The sequence below is a fragment of the Candidatus Defluviilinea proxima genome, from assembly GCA_016721115.1.
In the GTDB taxonomy this organism is placed as follows: Bacteria; Chloroflexota; Anaerolineae; order Anaerolineales; family Villigracilaceae; genus Defluviilinea; species Defluviilinea proxima.
In genome coordinates, this window is sequence record JADKIW010000001.1 from 1266534 (window position 1) to 1282861 (window position 16328).

General features: G+C 50.9%; 13 protein-coding genes. 1 reads left to right on the forward strand and 12 read right to left on the reverse strand.

The genetic code is table 11. The features are described 5' to 3' along the window. Positions 1-13: 13 nt before the first annotated feature. The 11 genes from IPP66_06030 to IPP66_06080 form a co-directional block, all read right to left on the reverse strand. On the reverse strand, positions 14-595 hold the full coding sequence (locus IPP66_06030) for a sigma-70 family RNA polymerase sigma factor (protein MBK9924836.1): 582 nt from the start codon (positions 593-595) through the stop codon (positions 14-16). Between the two features lie 283 nt (positions 596-878). Further along, positions 879-2180, reverse strand: coding sequence for a lipoprotein (locus tag IPP66_06035; GenBank protein MBK9924837.1), 1302 nt, complete (start codon positions 2178-2180; stop codon positions 879-881). A 15-nt stretch (positions 2181-2195) separates the two neighbouring features. Further along, entirely contained in the window at positions 2196-4547 is a 2352-nt protein-coding gene (locus IPP66_06040) for a hypothetical protein (protein ID MBK9924838.1), read from the reverse strand. Further along, positions 4537-4773, reverse strand: coding sequence for a hypothetical protein (locus IPP66_06045; GenBank protein MBK9924839.1), 237 nt, complete (start codon positions 4771-4773; stop codon positions 4537-4539). Before IPP66_06045 ends, IPP66_06040 begins: the two co-directional genes overlap by 11 nt. Before the next feature lie 30 nt (positions 4774-4803). Continuing rightward, positions 4804-5778, reverse strand: a complete 975-nt coding sequence (locus tag IPP66_06050) for a hypothetical protein (GenBank protein ID MBK9924840.1) — start codon at positions 5776-5778, stop codon at positions 4804-4806. A gap of 110 nt (positions 5779-5888) precedes the next feature. Then, positions 5889-9338: an AAA family ATPase gene (locus tag IPP66_06055; protein ID MBK9924841.1), complete on the reverse strand. Its 3450-nt coding sequence runs from the start codon at positions 9336-9338 to the stop codon at positions 5889-5891. Between the two features lie 101 nt (positions 9339-9439). Continuing rightward, positions 9440-10339 carry an ABC transporter ATP-binding protein gene (locus IPP66_06060; protein ID MBK9924842.1) on the reverse strand — a complete coding sequence of 300 codons (900 nt, stop codon included), beginning with the start codon at positions 10337-10339 and terminating at the stop codon, positions 9440-9442. Positions 10340-10449: 110 nt separating this feature from the next. Beyond that, positions 10450-11112, reverse strand: a complete 663-nt coding sequence (locus IPP66_06065; GenBank protein ID MBK9924843.1) for a hypothetical protein — start codon at positions 11110-11112, stop codon at positions 10450-10452. A gap of 8 nt (positions 11113-11120) precedes the next feature. After that, positions 11121-11906 (reverse strand): hypothetical protein, encoded by a 786-nt coding sequence (locus tag IPP66_06070; GenBank protein MBK9924844.1) that lies wholly within the window; start codon positions 11904-11906, stop codon positions 11121-11123. Between the two features lie 51 nt (positions 11907-11957). Next, positions 11958-12821, reverse strand: a complete 864-nt coding sequence (locus IPP66_06075; GenBank protein MBK9924845.1) for a zf-HC2 domain-containing protein — start codon at positions 12819-12821, stop codon at positions 11958-11960. Then, positions 12818-13420 carry an RNA polymerase sigma factor gene (locus IPP66_06080; GenBank protein ID MBK9924846.1) on the reverse strand — a complete coding sequence of 201 codons (603 nt, stop codon included), beginning with the start codon at positions 13418-13420 and terminating at the stop codon, positions 12818-12820. Before IPP66_06080 ends, IPP66_06075 begins: the two co-directional genes overlap by 4 nt. A 151-nt stretch (positions 13421-13571) precedes the next feature. Between IPP66_06080 and mvaD the strand changes: the two genes are divergently transcribed. Further along, positions 13572-14558 carry a diphosphomevalonate decarboxylase gene (gene mvaD / locus IPP66_06085; protein MBK9924847.1) on the forward strand — a complete coding sequence of 329 codons (987 nt, stop codon included), beginning with the start codon at positions 13572-13574 and terminating at the stop codon, positions 14556-14558. Positions 14559-14639: 81 nt separating this feature from the next. Here the strand turns inward: mvaD and IPP66_06090 are convergent, their stop codons facing one another. Then, positions 14640-16316, reverse strand: a complete 1677-nt coding sequence (locus IPP66_06090; GenBank protein ID MBK9924848.1) for a DAK2 domain-containing protein — start codon at positions 16314-16316, stop codon at positions 14640-14642. Positions 16317-16328 lie beyond the last annotated feature (12 nt).

The following is a 16328-nucleotide window of genomic DNA, read 5'->3' on the forward strand; positions in this document are numbered from 1 at the left end:
CTAATCGCTGTTCTTAGGCATCTGCAAAGCCCATGCCTTCCAGTATTTTCATCAGTTTTTCCAGGCAACGGTAGCGGGTAGGGCCGATGCTCCCCTCTGGGACATTCAAACTTTGGGAGATTTCGCTGTAGGCCGGGCGCGGATCAGAGTAGAAGAGTAGAGTCAGCAGATCGCGGCAGGGCAGTTCCAGGGTCCCGATCGCCGCGTGGACCACAGATTGCTTCTCCAATTCGAGAAATACATCTTCCGACCGTATGCCTCCGCTTAAATTCTCATCCAGCATTCCTGCATCAAGGGAAGATTCTTTTTGTTTGACCTGACGGAGCATTCGCCAACATTCTCTGCGAGTGGTGATCACGAGCCACGCGCCCAAGCGTTCACGATCACGGATTTTTTTCAGGTTTTCCCATAACAGGACACACACGTTTTGGAAGATGTCGTTGGCGTCATGCTCGGGTAGACCATAACGCAAAGGGATGCTGTAGATCAGACGCTGGTACCGTATAAGCAAGGTTTCCCAAGCCTGGCCTTCCCCCTTCAAGCATGCTTCAACAAGTTCTGTATCCGGCAAAAGGGCAAAAGGCTGGATGCTCATTGTGTTGAATTGTATACATACTCACCCATAAGTGTCAACAAAAAACGACTTTCGGTTTGTTTTATGTGCTTCTATTGACCCTTACATCCTCTTATGAGTTGATTTAAGATGCCTTTGAGGCGCTGTTATCTCTCTATTACAACAATAAGATGCAACAAACGATGCGTATGGTGTATCCAGATTGGATATAAAAAGGCCAACCGTTCGACACGGTTGGCCTTTTTATAAGTCATTTCGTGATGTTTATATTTCTTGAACCTGTGTGTAAAATTTTATTAACGGTTTACCCGGGGCAATAAAGCAACTCACCAACTTGATCGTTGATCGTGGTGGTGTTACCGGCGTTGTCTTGTGCTTGTACATACCAGCGGATGAAGCCGTTTGCACCTTGCAATGTGTTGTAGGCTTGGTTACTCGCGTTATTATCAATGATTAGCTCGTAGGTTCCATTTCCGATGGGTGTGCCAGATATTGTGTTGTATCCGCTTGTGGAACTGCCTTCGTAACGGTACCCAAAGATAACTGATGCAATACCAGATGGGTCGGTAACACCCAACGCCTGCATGGTGAATGTGCTTCCACAACTTCCATAGTAGACGGGCGCACTGTGATACAGGTTCTTTATGTCTGGTCCTGTCGTATCGGCTGGTGGCATAGCTGTGAATGTGGGCGGAACTGCGGTCGGTGGAGCAATTGTCGGCGGGGGAACTGTAATTGTCGCTGAATCAGACGAGGTCACGGAGGAAGCGCATTTTTCTACAGAGATGCGATGGGGCGTAGCCGCTGTAACAAGATTCCCTAAAACATCCAAGCCTTCCGGGGTAAATTCGAGTTGTGTGACAAGGGCTCCAATTCCGGCTGTGGCTGTGTTCATATCCAACGACAGAAGATAATTGGTGGGACCACCCACGCCCGGAGATGTAGTTTCCACGCCGCCTGTGGTGATCACAGTTCCGCTAGCATCGAGCAGGGAATAGCCGACGCGAATCGTCAACACGGCTCCGGGATCGGCAACATATACATTGAAGTTGACCAACGTCGGATTGGAAGGCGGGCAAACCCCGTAGTAGACGTAACTTGGCGATGCTTCGGCTTTCATCTCTACAAACGGTGCACTGCCCGGAGTTGGGGTTGGTCCATCTTCGGTGGGAACTGGGAAGGCGCCGAGGATCGGGTCTGCGCAAGAGCCGCTTTGGTATGTTGTTGGCGCTTGGACCTTATCTGAAACACAGACGCGAACTGATGCGCTCTCGGTGGATTCTGCACCTGCATAGGCGCGCGAGGAGATGAGATATTCTCCCGGTGTTGATGCATTCCATGTGGTTTCGGCATACACAATGGGCGCGGCGGTGTCGGTATCCACAGCGCCGATACTGATGCCGTTGACAAGAAATTCAACTTTATTCACGCCGCTACCGGATGTGTGACGTGCATGAGCTTTGAGCGTGAATGCACCCAAAGGTAAAACTGTTCCGTTAACGGGCTGGTCTAGCCAGGCTTGTACGCCGCTGGATGAAGTTTCAGCTCCGGCAGAACACGCCGTAAGAAGTGCGGCAATCAAAGCAAGAAGAATGATCCGTTTCATGGTTGATTCCTTTTTTTAGTTTTGACCGCGCACAGTGATCTGGAAACGACACTTTGCTTCGCCAAAGTCGCTTTGCAGGATCACGGTTTCATTGGCGCGTGACCATTCTTGTGGGGAGCGCGGTGCAAGAACTGCGAGGGCAGTACAGAATAGGTCTGGAGCGTTTTCAGTGTCGTAATCATTGATCGAAACGCTGAAGGATAACGGTCGATCATTGATCGGATGATTCATCTCTATCCACCAACCGGAATTGGTTGTAAACGTTCCTTCGTTATGACAGATGGTATTGGTTGGACAAAGTCCAAATACCAGCGTGCCTGCTCCGTGACTGGGCGGGTTCAACATGCCAATTGAACTATTTCCATCTGCGAGCGTCATCATGCCGAACATTTCAAAGCGGCGGTCGTCGCACAGGATACAGATGTCGCCGCGATCCAACACTTGTCCAGTTGCCGCGCTGGGGCTGACGGTGAGCGAGTCCACGCTGATCCACAACTGTCTTGAAGCACGGCAGGCTGGCATCCGTACTTCAAATGGTTGACTGGGTTCAGACATACCAAGGTCGGTGATGGTGCGCACGCTGAAGCGTACGATTGCTCCACAGCGCCAGCGTTGAGAATAATTTGGAACGCGAGAGGAACGTGCAGTTCCCGGTGTGATGGGAGTGGCGATTCCCTCACCAGACGGTGTGGTGGATAGGGTGTCTTGAATCGAAGTGATCACCATGAACCCTGTCACTGCATTTTGTGGAACTATAGCTGTAGGTGACCAATCCCAGGCGAGGCTACGCATGATCTGTTCCTCGCATAATATTGTTCCGATGTTTGGGTCACCTTCTGGAAGCGTATCGCACATGCCGAGACTACGATTGACAATACGCACATTGGTTGGCGGTGGGATGGAAGGACGATCCCTGCGAAGTGGTTCGAGAATGATGGGTGGGATTTGAAGGACACCGTTATACAAGGCAGAAATGTCAAAGCGACTTGTAGGTGGGGCGATGCGATAACGTAGGAAACTTGCTCCACCAGTGTTGAGCGGAAGATCGCTCAATGAGGCGACCAAAAACGGCTCGAACGCCAACTCACTGGTCAAGTCGCGTCCATCCCATTCAGGGCTGGCGTGACTTCCAGAGAAATGCCCGATGCGTTGGCTTTCCGCACCACGCCTGCCCCAACACTCGCCTTCAAGCATCACCAACCCTGTAGCAACAGGAGCAAGGGAATACTGTCCGCGGTTAGGAAGTTGTAGTGGCAGATCATAGAGCAGGTCACCGGATGTGGCGCGTAACAATCCATCCCCGGCAGGAATGCGCTCGTAGCGTGACCCATTGACCGAGACATAACAGTACACGCCATCGTAGCGTTCCTGTGTGGTCAGACTGATGAGTGAGAGTCGCAGATCCGGTGAGAGGCTGGCAGTGCCAGAGGGAGAACAGTCAGGCGTGATTTCCACGGCCAACATGGATGTGATGCCTTCACCGCCAGAACGAATGGGCGCGAGAAAATAACGATACGTTCCGATACGTGTGACCGGCGTGTCGTTATATGTTGTTGTGTTAGCGGGCAGAGTGGCGAGCAGGCTCATCATCGATTCACCGGGCGCAACACGATAAATGCGATACGCCGTTTCATTGGGCGAGTCGCTCCAACGTATGGCGATTTGACTGCAAGAATGCGTTTCGCCTTCAAAGTTCGGATCGCTGTCAGAGAGGGGAGCAGTGCCGGGGGCACCAGGAGCAGGCGGCGGGATGGATGGTGCGCCGCTTCCACTGGGAGTAGGTGCCGGACGCGGCAATCTGACCGTTGAGCTGGGTGGCACGCTTCCACCTGATTCCAGCCCGGGGTTTAATCGCACTATTTCTTCCGGTGTCGTTCCTACTGCGGCGGCAAGATCGTTCACTGAAACTTGAGTCACACCATCGGCGCGAGGAATATCATCAATGTTGACTTGAATCGGCAGTGCGCTCATATCGAGGCTATCGACAAAGACCACTTCAGAGTCAGCGAACTGTTTCTCACTGAGAAATGCTCGTGCAACCAGAACATGCCGACCCGGCGTGAGAGGCGTCCATGTCTGTGAGAGCATGATAACGTTTTGCCCATCACCATTGGATGCGGCGATCAACGCACCATCTGCGTACACTTCCAGCCGTTTGATGGTTTTATCCGCCTCGGCAGATGTGACCAGAGGCAACGGTTCATTGATATTGGCGAGCATCGTGCTTTGTGGGTCGCGAATTTCCACAAGGATACGAGGTTCTTTTGTGTTGAAACGCCACAACGCCCAACCTCCTGCAACGGCGCAGACGGCGAGCATTCCCAGCAGTACGGAAAGTAAGCAACCTAATCCGCGTTTATTTTTCATTTCCTTCATCTCCTTCTACATTTGGCAAACGAGATACATCAATTGTTTGTGAAGAGTTTCCTTCACTTGTAAGAAAGTTCCATAAGTCAGCGGCAGATTTGAAAAGGTTTTCACTATCTCCATTCAGCGAGCGGACACTGACGCGCCACTCGCCCGGCGGTTGCCATTCGCTAGGTTCCTGCCATACCCGGATAAAAAACGAAGCGGTCTTCCGTTTTTCGTTCATGGCGATTCCTTTTCCATATGGTTTGCTGTCTTAGGGTGCGAATGAACAAGTCCACGATCCCTTTACTTGCCCTGGAACTTCGAATGTGCCTGATGTCCCGTCACCAGCAACTGTGACTGTCCCTTCCCAATTGGTGACTTGTGCCACATCCGATTGGCCGGTGCCAATGGAAATGAGTGCAGTCGCAGGCTGACCAGCGTTCACGCCATTTTCCACGGTGATGGAAAATACACTTACGGGTGTGGGTGGATTGGTGGCAGGTGGCGCGCTAAATGCCACAACAAATGGTTTGGCGATGGGTGTGGAACACAGAGAGAAGCCCATAAACCCAATGGACTTAAGCGCCTCGAGTGTCGTGACGCCAGCCATTTCGGCAGGGCTTTCAATGGTCACTTGCATATCGATCAAAGATCCAGATAAGGGAGAGGCAGTCGGTGCAATAGGATCTGTAGCAAGCGGATCTGTACTCGCATCGGGTGTGAATGGCGTGAAACGGGATGCAAGCCACTGTCCCAGCGCAATCTGGGATTCACGAGAGAAGCCATACCCTTGTAATGAAACATACCAACCGTTCAAGACCATATCGAAGTACACCATGCCATCTCTTTCTTTGATCGCTGCAATTTCACCCAAGGGGACAGGCTCTGTGCCTTCCGCGACATCAATGAATTGCATAACATTGTCGTAGACCTGGCGACCGGGTGTATGCACAGTGATATTAAGAGCTAGGCTCTTCCCGCTTGTGAAACTGTAAGAGCAACCTACTATGCCAACGGATGCATTGGGTATTTTGTCGGATGGAGTTTCACTCAAAATGGCGGATAACTCTGCATCTGAAACGACGGTGCATTCCTCCATGTCCGCTGTATCCAACGTACGCGGATCAATTTGTGTTGTGGCTGGAGGAATCGCGATGGGCGGGTTGGCGACTGGTGTGGCAACACCGGGCACACTACAAGCCAAAGAAGCAAGAATTAATAGAACTGGAAATAGACGAATACGCATTGAACACTCCTTTTTTTGTTATCCCACATCTTACAAAGCGAGCGTCCTAAAAACATCCTAAAACAGGTAATTTTAGATTTTTAGTACTAAATACCTACTGATAAGGCGCTTTACAACAGACTTTTGATAAGTGTATCTCGCAAGGAGTGATCTTCTGTTTCTCTTACCCCCAATCGCAATGGAGCAAACGCAGATTTCGCTAATGAACAAACTTCAGCATAACAAGCATCGGCTTGAGATTGTTCACCAAGTTTTGTGTGTAAGCGCGCTATCAAAAGAAGGCTTTCTCCAATCAACGGCTGATCTGGGCAGGAACGTGCCAACGTCAGTGCGTGTTGGGCAACGGAAAGCGCCTCGGCAAAACGCTCAATGCGAAATAATCGGGATGCCTCAGTCAATCGTGCCAAAGAGCGTCCGGGCACCTCACCAGAATTGATTGCCACCTGATGCAGAGCTTGTAATTCTTCCTGATCAATTTCATTCCCTTGCGAAGATTCGCTCAAAACACTTTGGCTGTATAACCCTTGTAATCTTGACCATTGAATGAATTGTGGCACATTGCAGTTGTGGGCGGCGGTCAACGCACGTGTATGAGCTTCATTGGCTCGTTCTAAATCTCCGAGCAAACGCCAGAGTTGAGCCTGTACATTGCAAGCAAGTAGTACCACCGGATACAAATTCAATAGAACCGCTTCCGCTTCCAAAGCAGGGAGTGAAGCGGCGGGTTCCCCAGCGGCAAGGGCTGTGTATGCCAGATAGATTTGTGTCAACAACTGCCCATATTGACTTTCGACGCGACTCGCAATAGTTAACCCACGTTCAAAATCCGCTTTTGCCGCAATAAGGTTTCCGCTTAATGCATACGTCCAGCCGCGCCCTACAAACTTTCCCCACATTCCCGGCAGGTAGGATTCACCTGCCACTTCTATTGCGCGGTCATAGATTCGGATGGATTGCTCGTACCGTCCACAATTCAATGCGATCTGACCAAGCATTGTCAGGGCGGCGGCTTCAATACGGCGCATCCCACCTTGACCTGCAAGCTGGGCCGTCCGATTTAGGATTTCCTGCGCTTGAACATAGTTCTGCGAAAAAACCAATGCTGTGCCAAGATGATTGAGACTTTGCACCGTTTGTGCTGTAGCTATGATCTGATGTTTTTCCAAAAGGGAAAGTGCTTGCTGTAGATCATTTACAGCTTCACTTGATCGCCCCAGCATGAGTACGCTCATTGCTCGAATATTGAGCGCGCGCACGGTATTGGCAATATCGTTCAATGTCATGGAAAGGTCAACCGCCTGTGAGGCTGAACGATATGCGGCTTCGTTGTTATCTCGCGTATAGAGGGCATACGCTTGCATGGAAAGGGCATTTGAAAATAAAGATGGAAAGGGGCGTGCCTGAAGAACGGCTTGTTCCATCAACGAGAGCGCGGATTCTCCATGACCTTGATATAGTGCAATCACACCTCGTTGCAGGGTCGCCTGAGCGCGGATTTCCTGCGTATCAAGCCCAGTGTCACCGAGAAGTGATTCAGCGCGTGTGATCGCCTCAAGTCCGGCATCAAAGGCGGCGAGATCTATACTTTCCTGTGCATGTTTCAACCAGAGACGTGCGGCAGGCAAGGATACTCCGGCTTGTTCATAGTGTCCGGCAATCTCTGCGGCAAAACCGGTTTCATCCACATGGACCCGTTCGAGTGCAAGAGCAACCTGAGCTTGCAGAGTTGTTGCTCGAATAACAGGGATTTCGTTCAGAATGATCTCGTGGATTAAATGATGAGGAAACGAATATTCATCTTGAGTGGATGATACAGTTTCCAGTAAAAGATTCTCCGATTGCAATACATCCAGTGCCGCAGCATAGGCTTCAGGTGACCATTTCAAAACTGTCCGAAGTTCATTGTCTGAAAAAGAAACGCCTAGAATGGCCGCCGCCTCGATCATCTCCCGTGTTGCAGGGTCAAGTTTATCGAGCCGCAGACGAAACGACTCGCGTAACGATGGCATCTTATCTGTTGATGGTTGTACCCGGCTTTGCTTGCGCAAAAGTTGGGCGGCTTCTCGTAAAAGGAGAGGCAAACCTTGGGCATATTGAAAAACATCGGTCGCAGTTTCTGCAGGGAATGTGATTAACCCCAGTGATGCTTCAAGAAACTGGCGAGTCTCAATGGCTGTAAATGCCTGTAGCGAAATGTCAACCGCTGACCGCTTGCGGCGTAGCATACGTTTGATCTCTAGTAAAACAAGCGGCGGGTTTTGTGTACGATGCGTTATCAGAAAAAGGATCGGCGAATTTGCAGTGGCTTTCTCTGCCAGTTCGCGCAAGAAGTTGAGCGAGTCGATGTCCATCCAATGCGCGTCTTCGATGACTATGATTAACGGTTGGTTTTCCGCGAGAGCATATAGTCCTTGCCACATGGCTGTGCGTAATTCAACCGCATCAGAGCGAGTGGGCAAAATAAGATCGCGACGTAACAAATGCAGGTCAGGCGCTAGAAGCAAAAGATGATTTAACCACTCTGCCGAAATATCAGTGCGACGTGCCAACAGGGGTGCTGTGGCATTGAATATCTGTTTCCACAGCGAATAGGGATGTTCTGTATCCGTGATCTGGCAATTCCCCCAAAACAACCGCACGGACTTGGGATTGTGCGAGCGATGCAAGGCTTCACGAGTGAGGGCAGTTTTCCCTACGCCTGCCGGTCCATTGATAAAGACGAAGCCCCCATGTCCCTCTTGAATAGCATTTAAAGCATTTGACAGTAGAGTCAATTCGTTTTCGCGGCTGACAAATGGCGGCCATTCAACCTGTTTTTTGCGCTGAGTGTGACGTGGAAGATGGTTATGTAAGATGTCACGGTATAGCGCAATTGTCTCCGTCACGGGCTGAACGCCGATCTCACGGAGTAGCTTATCTTCAAGGGTTTTGTAAGTTGTCAGGGCTGCGGCACGGTTCCCTAAAAAGGACTCAGCCGTCATGTACAGCCGAACCGCTTCTTCATCCCATGAGTCTTGATTAATTAATTTATGTGTCCAGCGAACTGCAGATTCATAGTCTTCAGCTTCAAGGCTGGCTTGCCCCAAATTTTTTAGAAGGGTCAGGTAGCGAGCGCGCAGTTCTTCACGGCGATGAAAAAGAAAATCATCGGTTTCGAGTTCTTGTGCCAGATCGCCCACATATAATTCTGCGGCGGCTTTCATCTCGGGCAATGATGTTGTCTCTTTTTCAAAAGCGACCACATCGACCCAGGTTCCCATCGGTAATTGCAGAGATACGGTTTGGGTTGTGATGATCAGAGATTCCTGCAATGACTCGGGCAGGGCGTTTCGCAAAAGATAAAGATGTCGCCTTAGGTTGGCTAGCGCATCCGATTCGCTTTCTTCAGGCCATAGTGAAAATGCAAGACTCTTACGAGGGATGGCCGTGTCTGCTTGAAGTGTTAAACGTACGAATAGACGTAAAAGCACTTCGCGTTGAGGAAGGGGAAATGACTTACCTTCAATTTCCAGGCGCGGAGAAGCGAATAGGAAAATTCGCAAGGCATGAGCAGAAGGCATGACGAAATTATAACGACTCAGGCCATCCCTTAGGTTAATGCAAGGCAAAAGTAAATATCAAATATGTATTGTTCCTGGTTGTGTAGTGATCTTATATTGGATCATTCATTGACCATTACCAAGTTCGATTGTTTCATCAGCCAGACATATCCATCTTCCAAACCGGGTTGGGCAGGCTGTGCGGTTGTATATCCATTCACATCACTCCCTACCAATCGATACTGTGTTCCATCAGCTAAATGAAGCATAGAAACGACCGTCAAATCATGGTTGGGCTTCTCCATGCCAGACATTGTCAATGTCCACACATGCCCTTCGGTAGCCTTGAGCAATTCAACAGGGCTTCCCCGAAAGATGATTCTTCCTTTGGCAAGGACAGCCAAATCACGGCAGGTCTGACCAATGTCTTCAACGATATGAGTTGAAAGTAACACCACACGTTCTGACGCTAGATTGACCAACAAGTTGCGGAAACGAATCCGCTCTTCAGGATCAAGCCCCGCAGTAGGCTCATCCACGATGAGTAACTTTGGGTCGTTGACCAAAGCCTGGGCGATGCCGACGCGGCGCTTCATTCCGCCTGAAAAGCCTTTGATCTTGCGTTGAGATGAATCTCCCAACCCGACCATATCCAGTACCTGACCGACGCGCTGCTTCCGCTTTTGAGGATCATCCAAGCCTTTGAGGATCGCCATGTAGTCCACGAATTGTTCGGCGGTGAGTTCGGGATACATGCCGAGTTCCTGCGGCAGATACCCCAGCATGGACTTTACCGCCTGCTTGCCTGATTCGGTCGTCAGGTCATGTCCGTCCACGTGGATCGAGCCGCCGCTAGGATTGACGATGCCTGCGAGGATGCGCATGAAAGTGGTCTTGCCTGCGCCGTTCGGACCGAGCAAGCCAAACATGCCAGAGCCGATGTTGAGGTCGATGCCATTGAGAGCGTGGACAGCTTTTTCGCCGACGCCATAGGTTTTTGTGAGTGAGTTAATTTTGATCATTGTATTTTCCTTTTCATTCCGTCATTGCGAGCCCACGTAGTGGGCGAAGCAATCCTCATCTAGTATGAGATTGCTTCGTTGGGCTGGCGCCCGCCTCGCAATGACATGGGCTAGATATATCTTTCCTGTCGCTGGAGCAACCTCCAGCCGATGAGGAAGAGAACGATGGAGAGCGAGAGCAACGTCAACTGGTTGGCGATTAGGTCGGGATGATCAGGCATGAGCGGAGTCATGAAGACAAGAAAATATTTACCGCTGTTACGGGCGAACCAACCGCGCGCCACCAGTTGGACGATCCAAACCAAGCCGACAAGGACTGCACCTGTGGTGGTTTGTGCGGCAACGAAGGCGGTCAAACATCCCAACGCCATCAACGAGAGAGTTGGTACCAACCAGATCAGTTGTACGTTGAGCCAGTTTCCAAACATGGGAGTGAAATCTACGCTGAGGGTGAGAGCAAAGACTTGATAGGTTAGCGCGCACAGAACTTGAATGATGAAAGTCGGACTGATACGTTCGAGCAGAGTCTGCGCGGCGGGAATGGGCGTGGCAAAGCGCAGTTCGAGTGACGGGTCGTCGAGCACGGCATACGCCGCCATGATTCCGCCGACCAGCGGCAGGGCTGCTCCGAGATAGGCGCGTGAAGTGTCGAGGATGTATTCGGGTCCGCGCATGATGCCGATGATCACAAACAGCGCCCAGAATGCAAGCGGGAACCATAACTGGTCAAAACGGGAGGTGAGTAAAGTGTAGCGAAGTGAAAAGCGTTTCATGAGAAATCCTAAGCGCGGCGTTCCTGCCAGCGCAGGTAACGGTCGAGAACGAAGAGGGCGGCTGCGATGCAGGCAGTTAACACGATCAGGTTGGTGATCGCTTCGGGCACGGTGAATCCCATCGTGACTTTGTGAGTCGAGTCGTTGTACACACCGAAGAAGGCTTGCAGTGGATATTGTCCAACCGCGTTGAGCATTGTGTCGCTGATGGTTGGGAAAACCTTCGGACTGAGCATGTTGCCCCAAAACCAATAGCCAGTGAACAACACCTGATACACCCGCAGTGGCATCACCAGTGGACAAGCCAGCGAAAACGCGACGACAAAGGCATGTGCTGGGACTGCGATGCTGAGAAATGCCAGCAACAACGGAAACAAAATATCTGGCGTGGTGAGTTGCTTCATCACTAGCGCAATCCCTGTGGCGAAGACCAAAAGGAACATCGGGACCAGTGTGGACGCCAACACACCGAGATACTTCGCAAGGATGTACTGTGGAAGTGAAAGCGGGGTACTGCGTTGCAACTCGCGGACTCCACCGCGGAAGTCACGCTGCATTCGGTCAGCGGAGAGGATGCCCGCCAACAACGGAAAGAAAAGGTTGAATAGAAAGACGATATGCCCTGCCATGGGGACGGTTTGATCGGGCAGAATTTTGTCGCTGGTTCCATCCATTTGCGGAGAGAGAATCGAAGCAAAATAAAATAGACTGATCAGGGCGTATGCAATCCAAAAGCCAGGGCGGCGGATGGACATGGTGAATTCATGGCGTGTGACGCCGAAAAATTGAGACACGGGTTACTCCAATGATGGTGTAGGCGCGAGGTAATCTCGTCCCTACATGGTTTATGCAGATAATCGAAACACAGGACGATTGGCAGACAACAGAGCCACAAACAGTACAGGCACGGTCAGTGCAAGCAACAGCATTGGGCTATGCCAGAACTCACGGTAACTACGCAGGAAGAACGCCCACGCAGGTGAGACCGTCCATGCTCCAATAGATTGAAACGATGTGGACTGTGCCAGCCAGAGGATGTACGTGATGATGATGGCGTTGTTGGTGCCGAGCCATATCGAAAGCAGGAGAGCCAACGCGGAGAGAAATGCCATCGGCGCGAGCAGACCCAATGTCAACGTGCTGATCACATCTACAGGGAAGGCGGTCATCAAAATCAACATCGCGGCGAGCGCCAGAAACATGTTGTAAGCAGAGACAATGCTCAAACGTGCAAGCAACAACTTCCACGATGAGGTGGGAGTGGAAAGCGCTAGTTCGTGTGCGGGGTCGTGTTCAGGTCCGAAGAGGATGCTCAAACTGGCGGCAGCCATCAACGGCGCAATGAAGTAGATAAACTCGGCGTGTTTCGAGATCACAGCAACGATCACGCCCAAAGCCATCACCGCAGCGGTGGCGGGAAACATCTCGCGTTGCACGAGAGGAGCCTGCGAGCGTAGCAATTGAATCACGCGACGGAACGCCAGTTGTGGGGCGGCGGGTTGATGGATTCGCTCGAGGGCACGATCAGCTAAATGGGGAGGAGCAACTTCGGCTGAGTCTGAAGCGTGAATTTCATCCGCAACGCTTTGCCAGAGAAGCAAATCTGTTTGGCAATCGGCGCACTCCGCGAGATGGTGTTCAAAATCCGCGCGTTCGTTTTCGGTCAATTGATTTGCGGCGTAGCGAATAAGTTGTTCTTCGTGGTTCATCGTTCCTCCGTGCGCGTCAACACACCACGCAGATGAGTGCGGGCATAACTCAAGCGGCTCTTGACCGTGCCAATCGGGACTTTCAATACTTGCGCAGTTTCATTGAGGGATAGTTCTTGATAAAAGACGAGTTCGAGCACGGCGCGATGTTCTGGCGAAAGGCTCTGGATTCCCTGACGGACCCAACGCTTCTCTTCTTTGACCTGTGCCTGCTCCTCTGGCGACGGTTGGTCTTCGCTGACAATTTCTTCCACGACATCATCGAGATAGTTTGCGTTGTTTCGAATCGCTTTCATCGCCGTGTGATGGACGATGCCCAACAACCACGCGATGAGGCGTCCCTCACCACGAAAGGTGCGAGCGGTACGCCAAGCCGTGACTAATGTGTTTTGAGTCACATCCTCGGCAGTGGCGGGATCGTTCGTGAGGCGCAAGGCATACGCATGGAGTCGTTGACCGTACTGCGCGTACAAATCGCGCACAGCATCGTCATCGCCTGCTTGCATGCGACGGATGAGATCGAGGTCGTCAACGGATTGCGTCATGGTGGCTTGCGTCTCTTGCGATTTCCAGGGAAGTGCAAGGTCAGCTATTTGCATTGTATCTGCTTCTCGATAGTATGTACCGGAAGAAGGCAAAAAGGTTCAAGATTGCTGACACCCGTAGAGAATGGTAAACTGAATTTGTTTCCCGTATTTACGGAAAAGCCAATATTTCTCAAAACCGACTGATTTTTGCGGAAAAACTTAAATGAACACTCAAACTATCACCGCCCAAGCCCATCCCAATATTGCCTTCATCAAATACTGGGGAAACCGCGACAATGCGCTTCGCCTTCCTGCGAACGGGTCGATTTCAATGAACCTTGATGGCCTGTTCACGCGGACCACGGTCAGCTTTCAACCGACGTTGCCGTTCGATGAACTCATCATCAACGGACACGAAGTGAACGGCCCAGGGTTGGACCGTGTTTCTTATATTCTCGATATTATTCGCAGTATGGCAAATGTGACTGAGCGTGCTAAAGTGATAACTGAGAATAACTTTCCCTCTGGTGCAGGGATCGCTTCCTCAGCATCCGCGTTTGCGGCATTGGCATTGGCAGGGAGCAAAGCGGTGGGACTTACCCTGAGCGAACCAGCGCTTTCGCGTCTTGCCCGACGTGGGTCTGGTTCTGCTTCGAGGTCTATTCCCAGCGGATTCGTGGAGTGGCAAATAGGATCAACAGAAGAAGACTCATATTCCTTTTCTATCGCTGAACCAAATCATTGGAACTTGGTAGACTGTGTTGCTATTGTCAGTTCTTCGCACAAAAAGACTGGCTCCACAGAAGGACATTCCATTGCACCGACCAGTCCGTTGCAATCGGCTCGTGTAGCAGATGCGCCACGTCGGCTTGAAATATGCCGTAATGCCCTCCTTGAGAAGGATTTCGACACATTTGCTTCGATCGTTGAACTTGATTCGGACATGATGCATTCTGTGATGATGACTTCGACCCCTGCGTTACATTATTGGAAACCTGTTTCGTTGAGTGTGATGAACGCCGTCCGTCAATGGCGAGGAGATGGGTTGCCGGTTTGCTACACCATGGATGCAGGCCCAAATGTGCATGTGCTATGCCCTGAAGCAGAAGTACATATTGTTGATAAACAACTTAGGGAGATCAGCGGGGTAAGCGACGTGCTGGTGGCACGTGCCGGTGGTGCGGCGAAGATCGTGAATGGCGATTCTTAAACACAAAGGACACGAAGGGCACTAAGGTTTAAAAAAAACAAAACCTTTGTGTACTTCGTGTCCTTTGTGGTAAAAAAAACTTTATTCCACTGAAATAATGAACTGATAGTGCGGTTGCCCGCCTTCTTGCACTTCCACTTCCAAATTGGAATATTTTTCCCTTACAACATCAGCAATACGATTTGCTTCTGCGTGCGGCATATTCTCGCCATAGAAAAGTGTTGTGATTTCACAATTATCAGCGCCCGCTTTCTCAAGGAAACCTAAAACACCTTCCTCCACCGAACCTGCTGAGATCACAAGTTTGCCATCGAGCAGGGCGATGACTTGTCCCTCTTTTACGTTCACGCCATCGATCTCAACATTGCGCACAGCGACAGTGATCTCGCCGGTCTTGACGGTGCTCAAAGCTTTGATCATTTTTTCGGCGACCGAATTAACCTCCCCGTCGGGTTGAAGCGAGAGCATGGCGGCCAATCCTTGTGGGACGGTGCGACTCGGCACAACGGCCACGTCCTTCACTGTCACTTCCTTTGCTTGATTCGCAGTCATGACAATGTTTTTGTTGTTCGGCAGGATGATGATCTTATCCGTCGGTAGATTTTCAAATGATGCGAGAAGATCCTGCGTGGAGGGATTCATCGTTTGCCCGCCAGAGACAACCGCCGCCGCCCCCAAACTCGCAAAGATGCGACTCAAACCAGCGCCAGGAGAAACGACGACCACTGCGATCTGCCCGGCATCCACAGCATTGAACTTGATAGGCTGTTTATGCGCGCTCTTTGAAATATCATCCATTTGCGCGAGCAGGTTTTCCATTGCCACTTTTGTGATCGTGCCAATGCCCATGATGTAATCAATGGGTTCATATCGTTTTTCGAGCGGCACATGGATGTGCATGCGATACATGCCATCGCCTTCACCCACCTGAATAGAAGTCCCCATTTCTTCAAGCTTGCTATAGAACGATTGCAATTGGAAACCATCGTTGGGGAAGAAGTCCACAACCACTTCGTAATCCTGTCCCTCTTCCACTTCTTGCATCGCGTTATCGAAATTCATCGCAGACAAAGATTGCACAGTCGCCAGCGGCATATCGAGCGGTTCGCCATGCACATGTCGCAACATGCCCTCTAAAATAAAGAAGAGACCCTTGCCGCCTGAATCCACTACACCTGCCTGTTTAAGAACAGGAAGATATTCGGGCGTCTTTTGGACAGTTTCATCAGCCGCCTGCACAGCCACTTCCAGAATGTCAATCGCATCTCGCTTCTCAGCGGACCCGAGGCCTGCTTCTGTTCCAGATGCAATTCCTTTGGCGACAGTTAAGATCGTGCCTTCCACAGGTTTGACCACACCTTTGTAAGCTGTATCGCGCATTTCAGCGAACGCTTTGACGAGAGTCTCTGCATCGAGTGTTTCATGATCTTGTACGCCGCGTGCAAACCCGCGCCATAACTGTGAAAGGATCACGCCTGAATTGCCGCGCGCTCCCATCAATGCGCCTTTTGCCACCAGACCGGCCATCTTCCCAAAGTGTTTCTCTCCTGAATCTTTTACTTCGTTATATGCGGCTGTCAACGTAAGGAGCATATTCGTGCCGGTGTCCCCATCTGGCACCGGGAATACATTTAACGAGTTCACGATCTGCTGATTTGTGCGAAGCCACATCAAACCGGCTTCCACCAGCCGCTTCAGGGACTGGCCATCAATTTTTACCTTGCGGAGTTTCTCTACGCGCGTGGGGTTTACTGCCATCAGTTTTTTCTC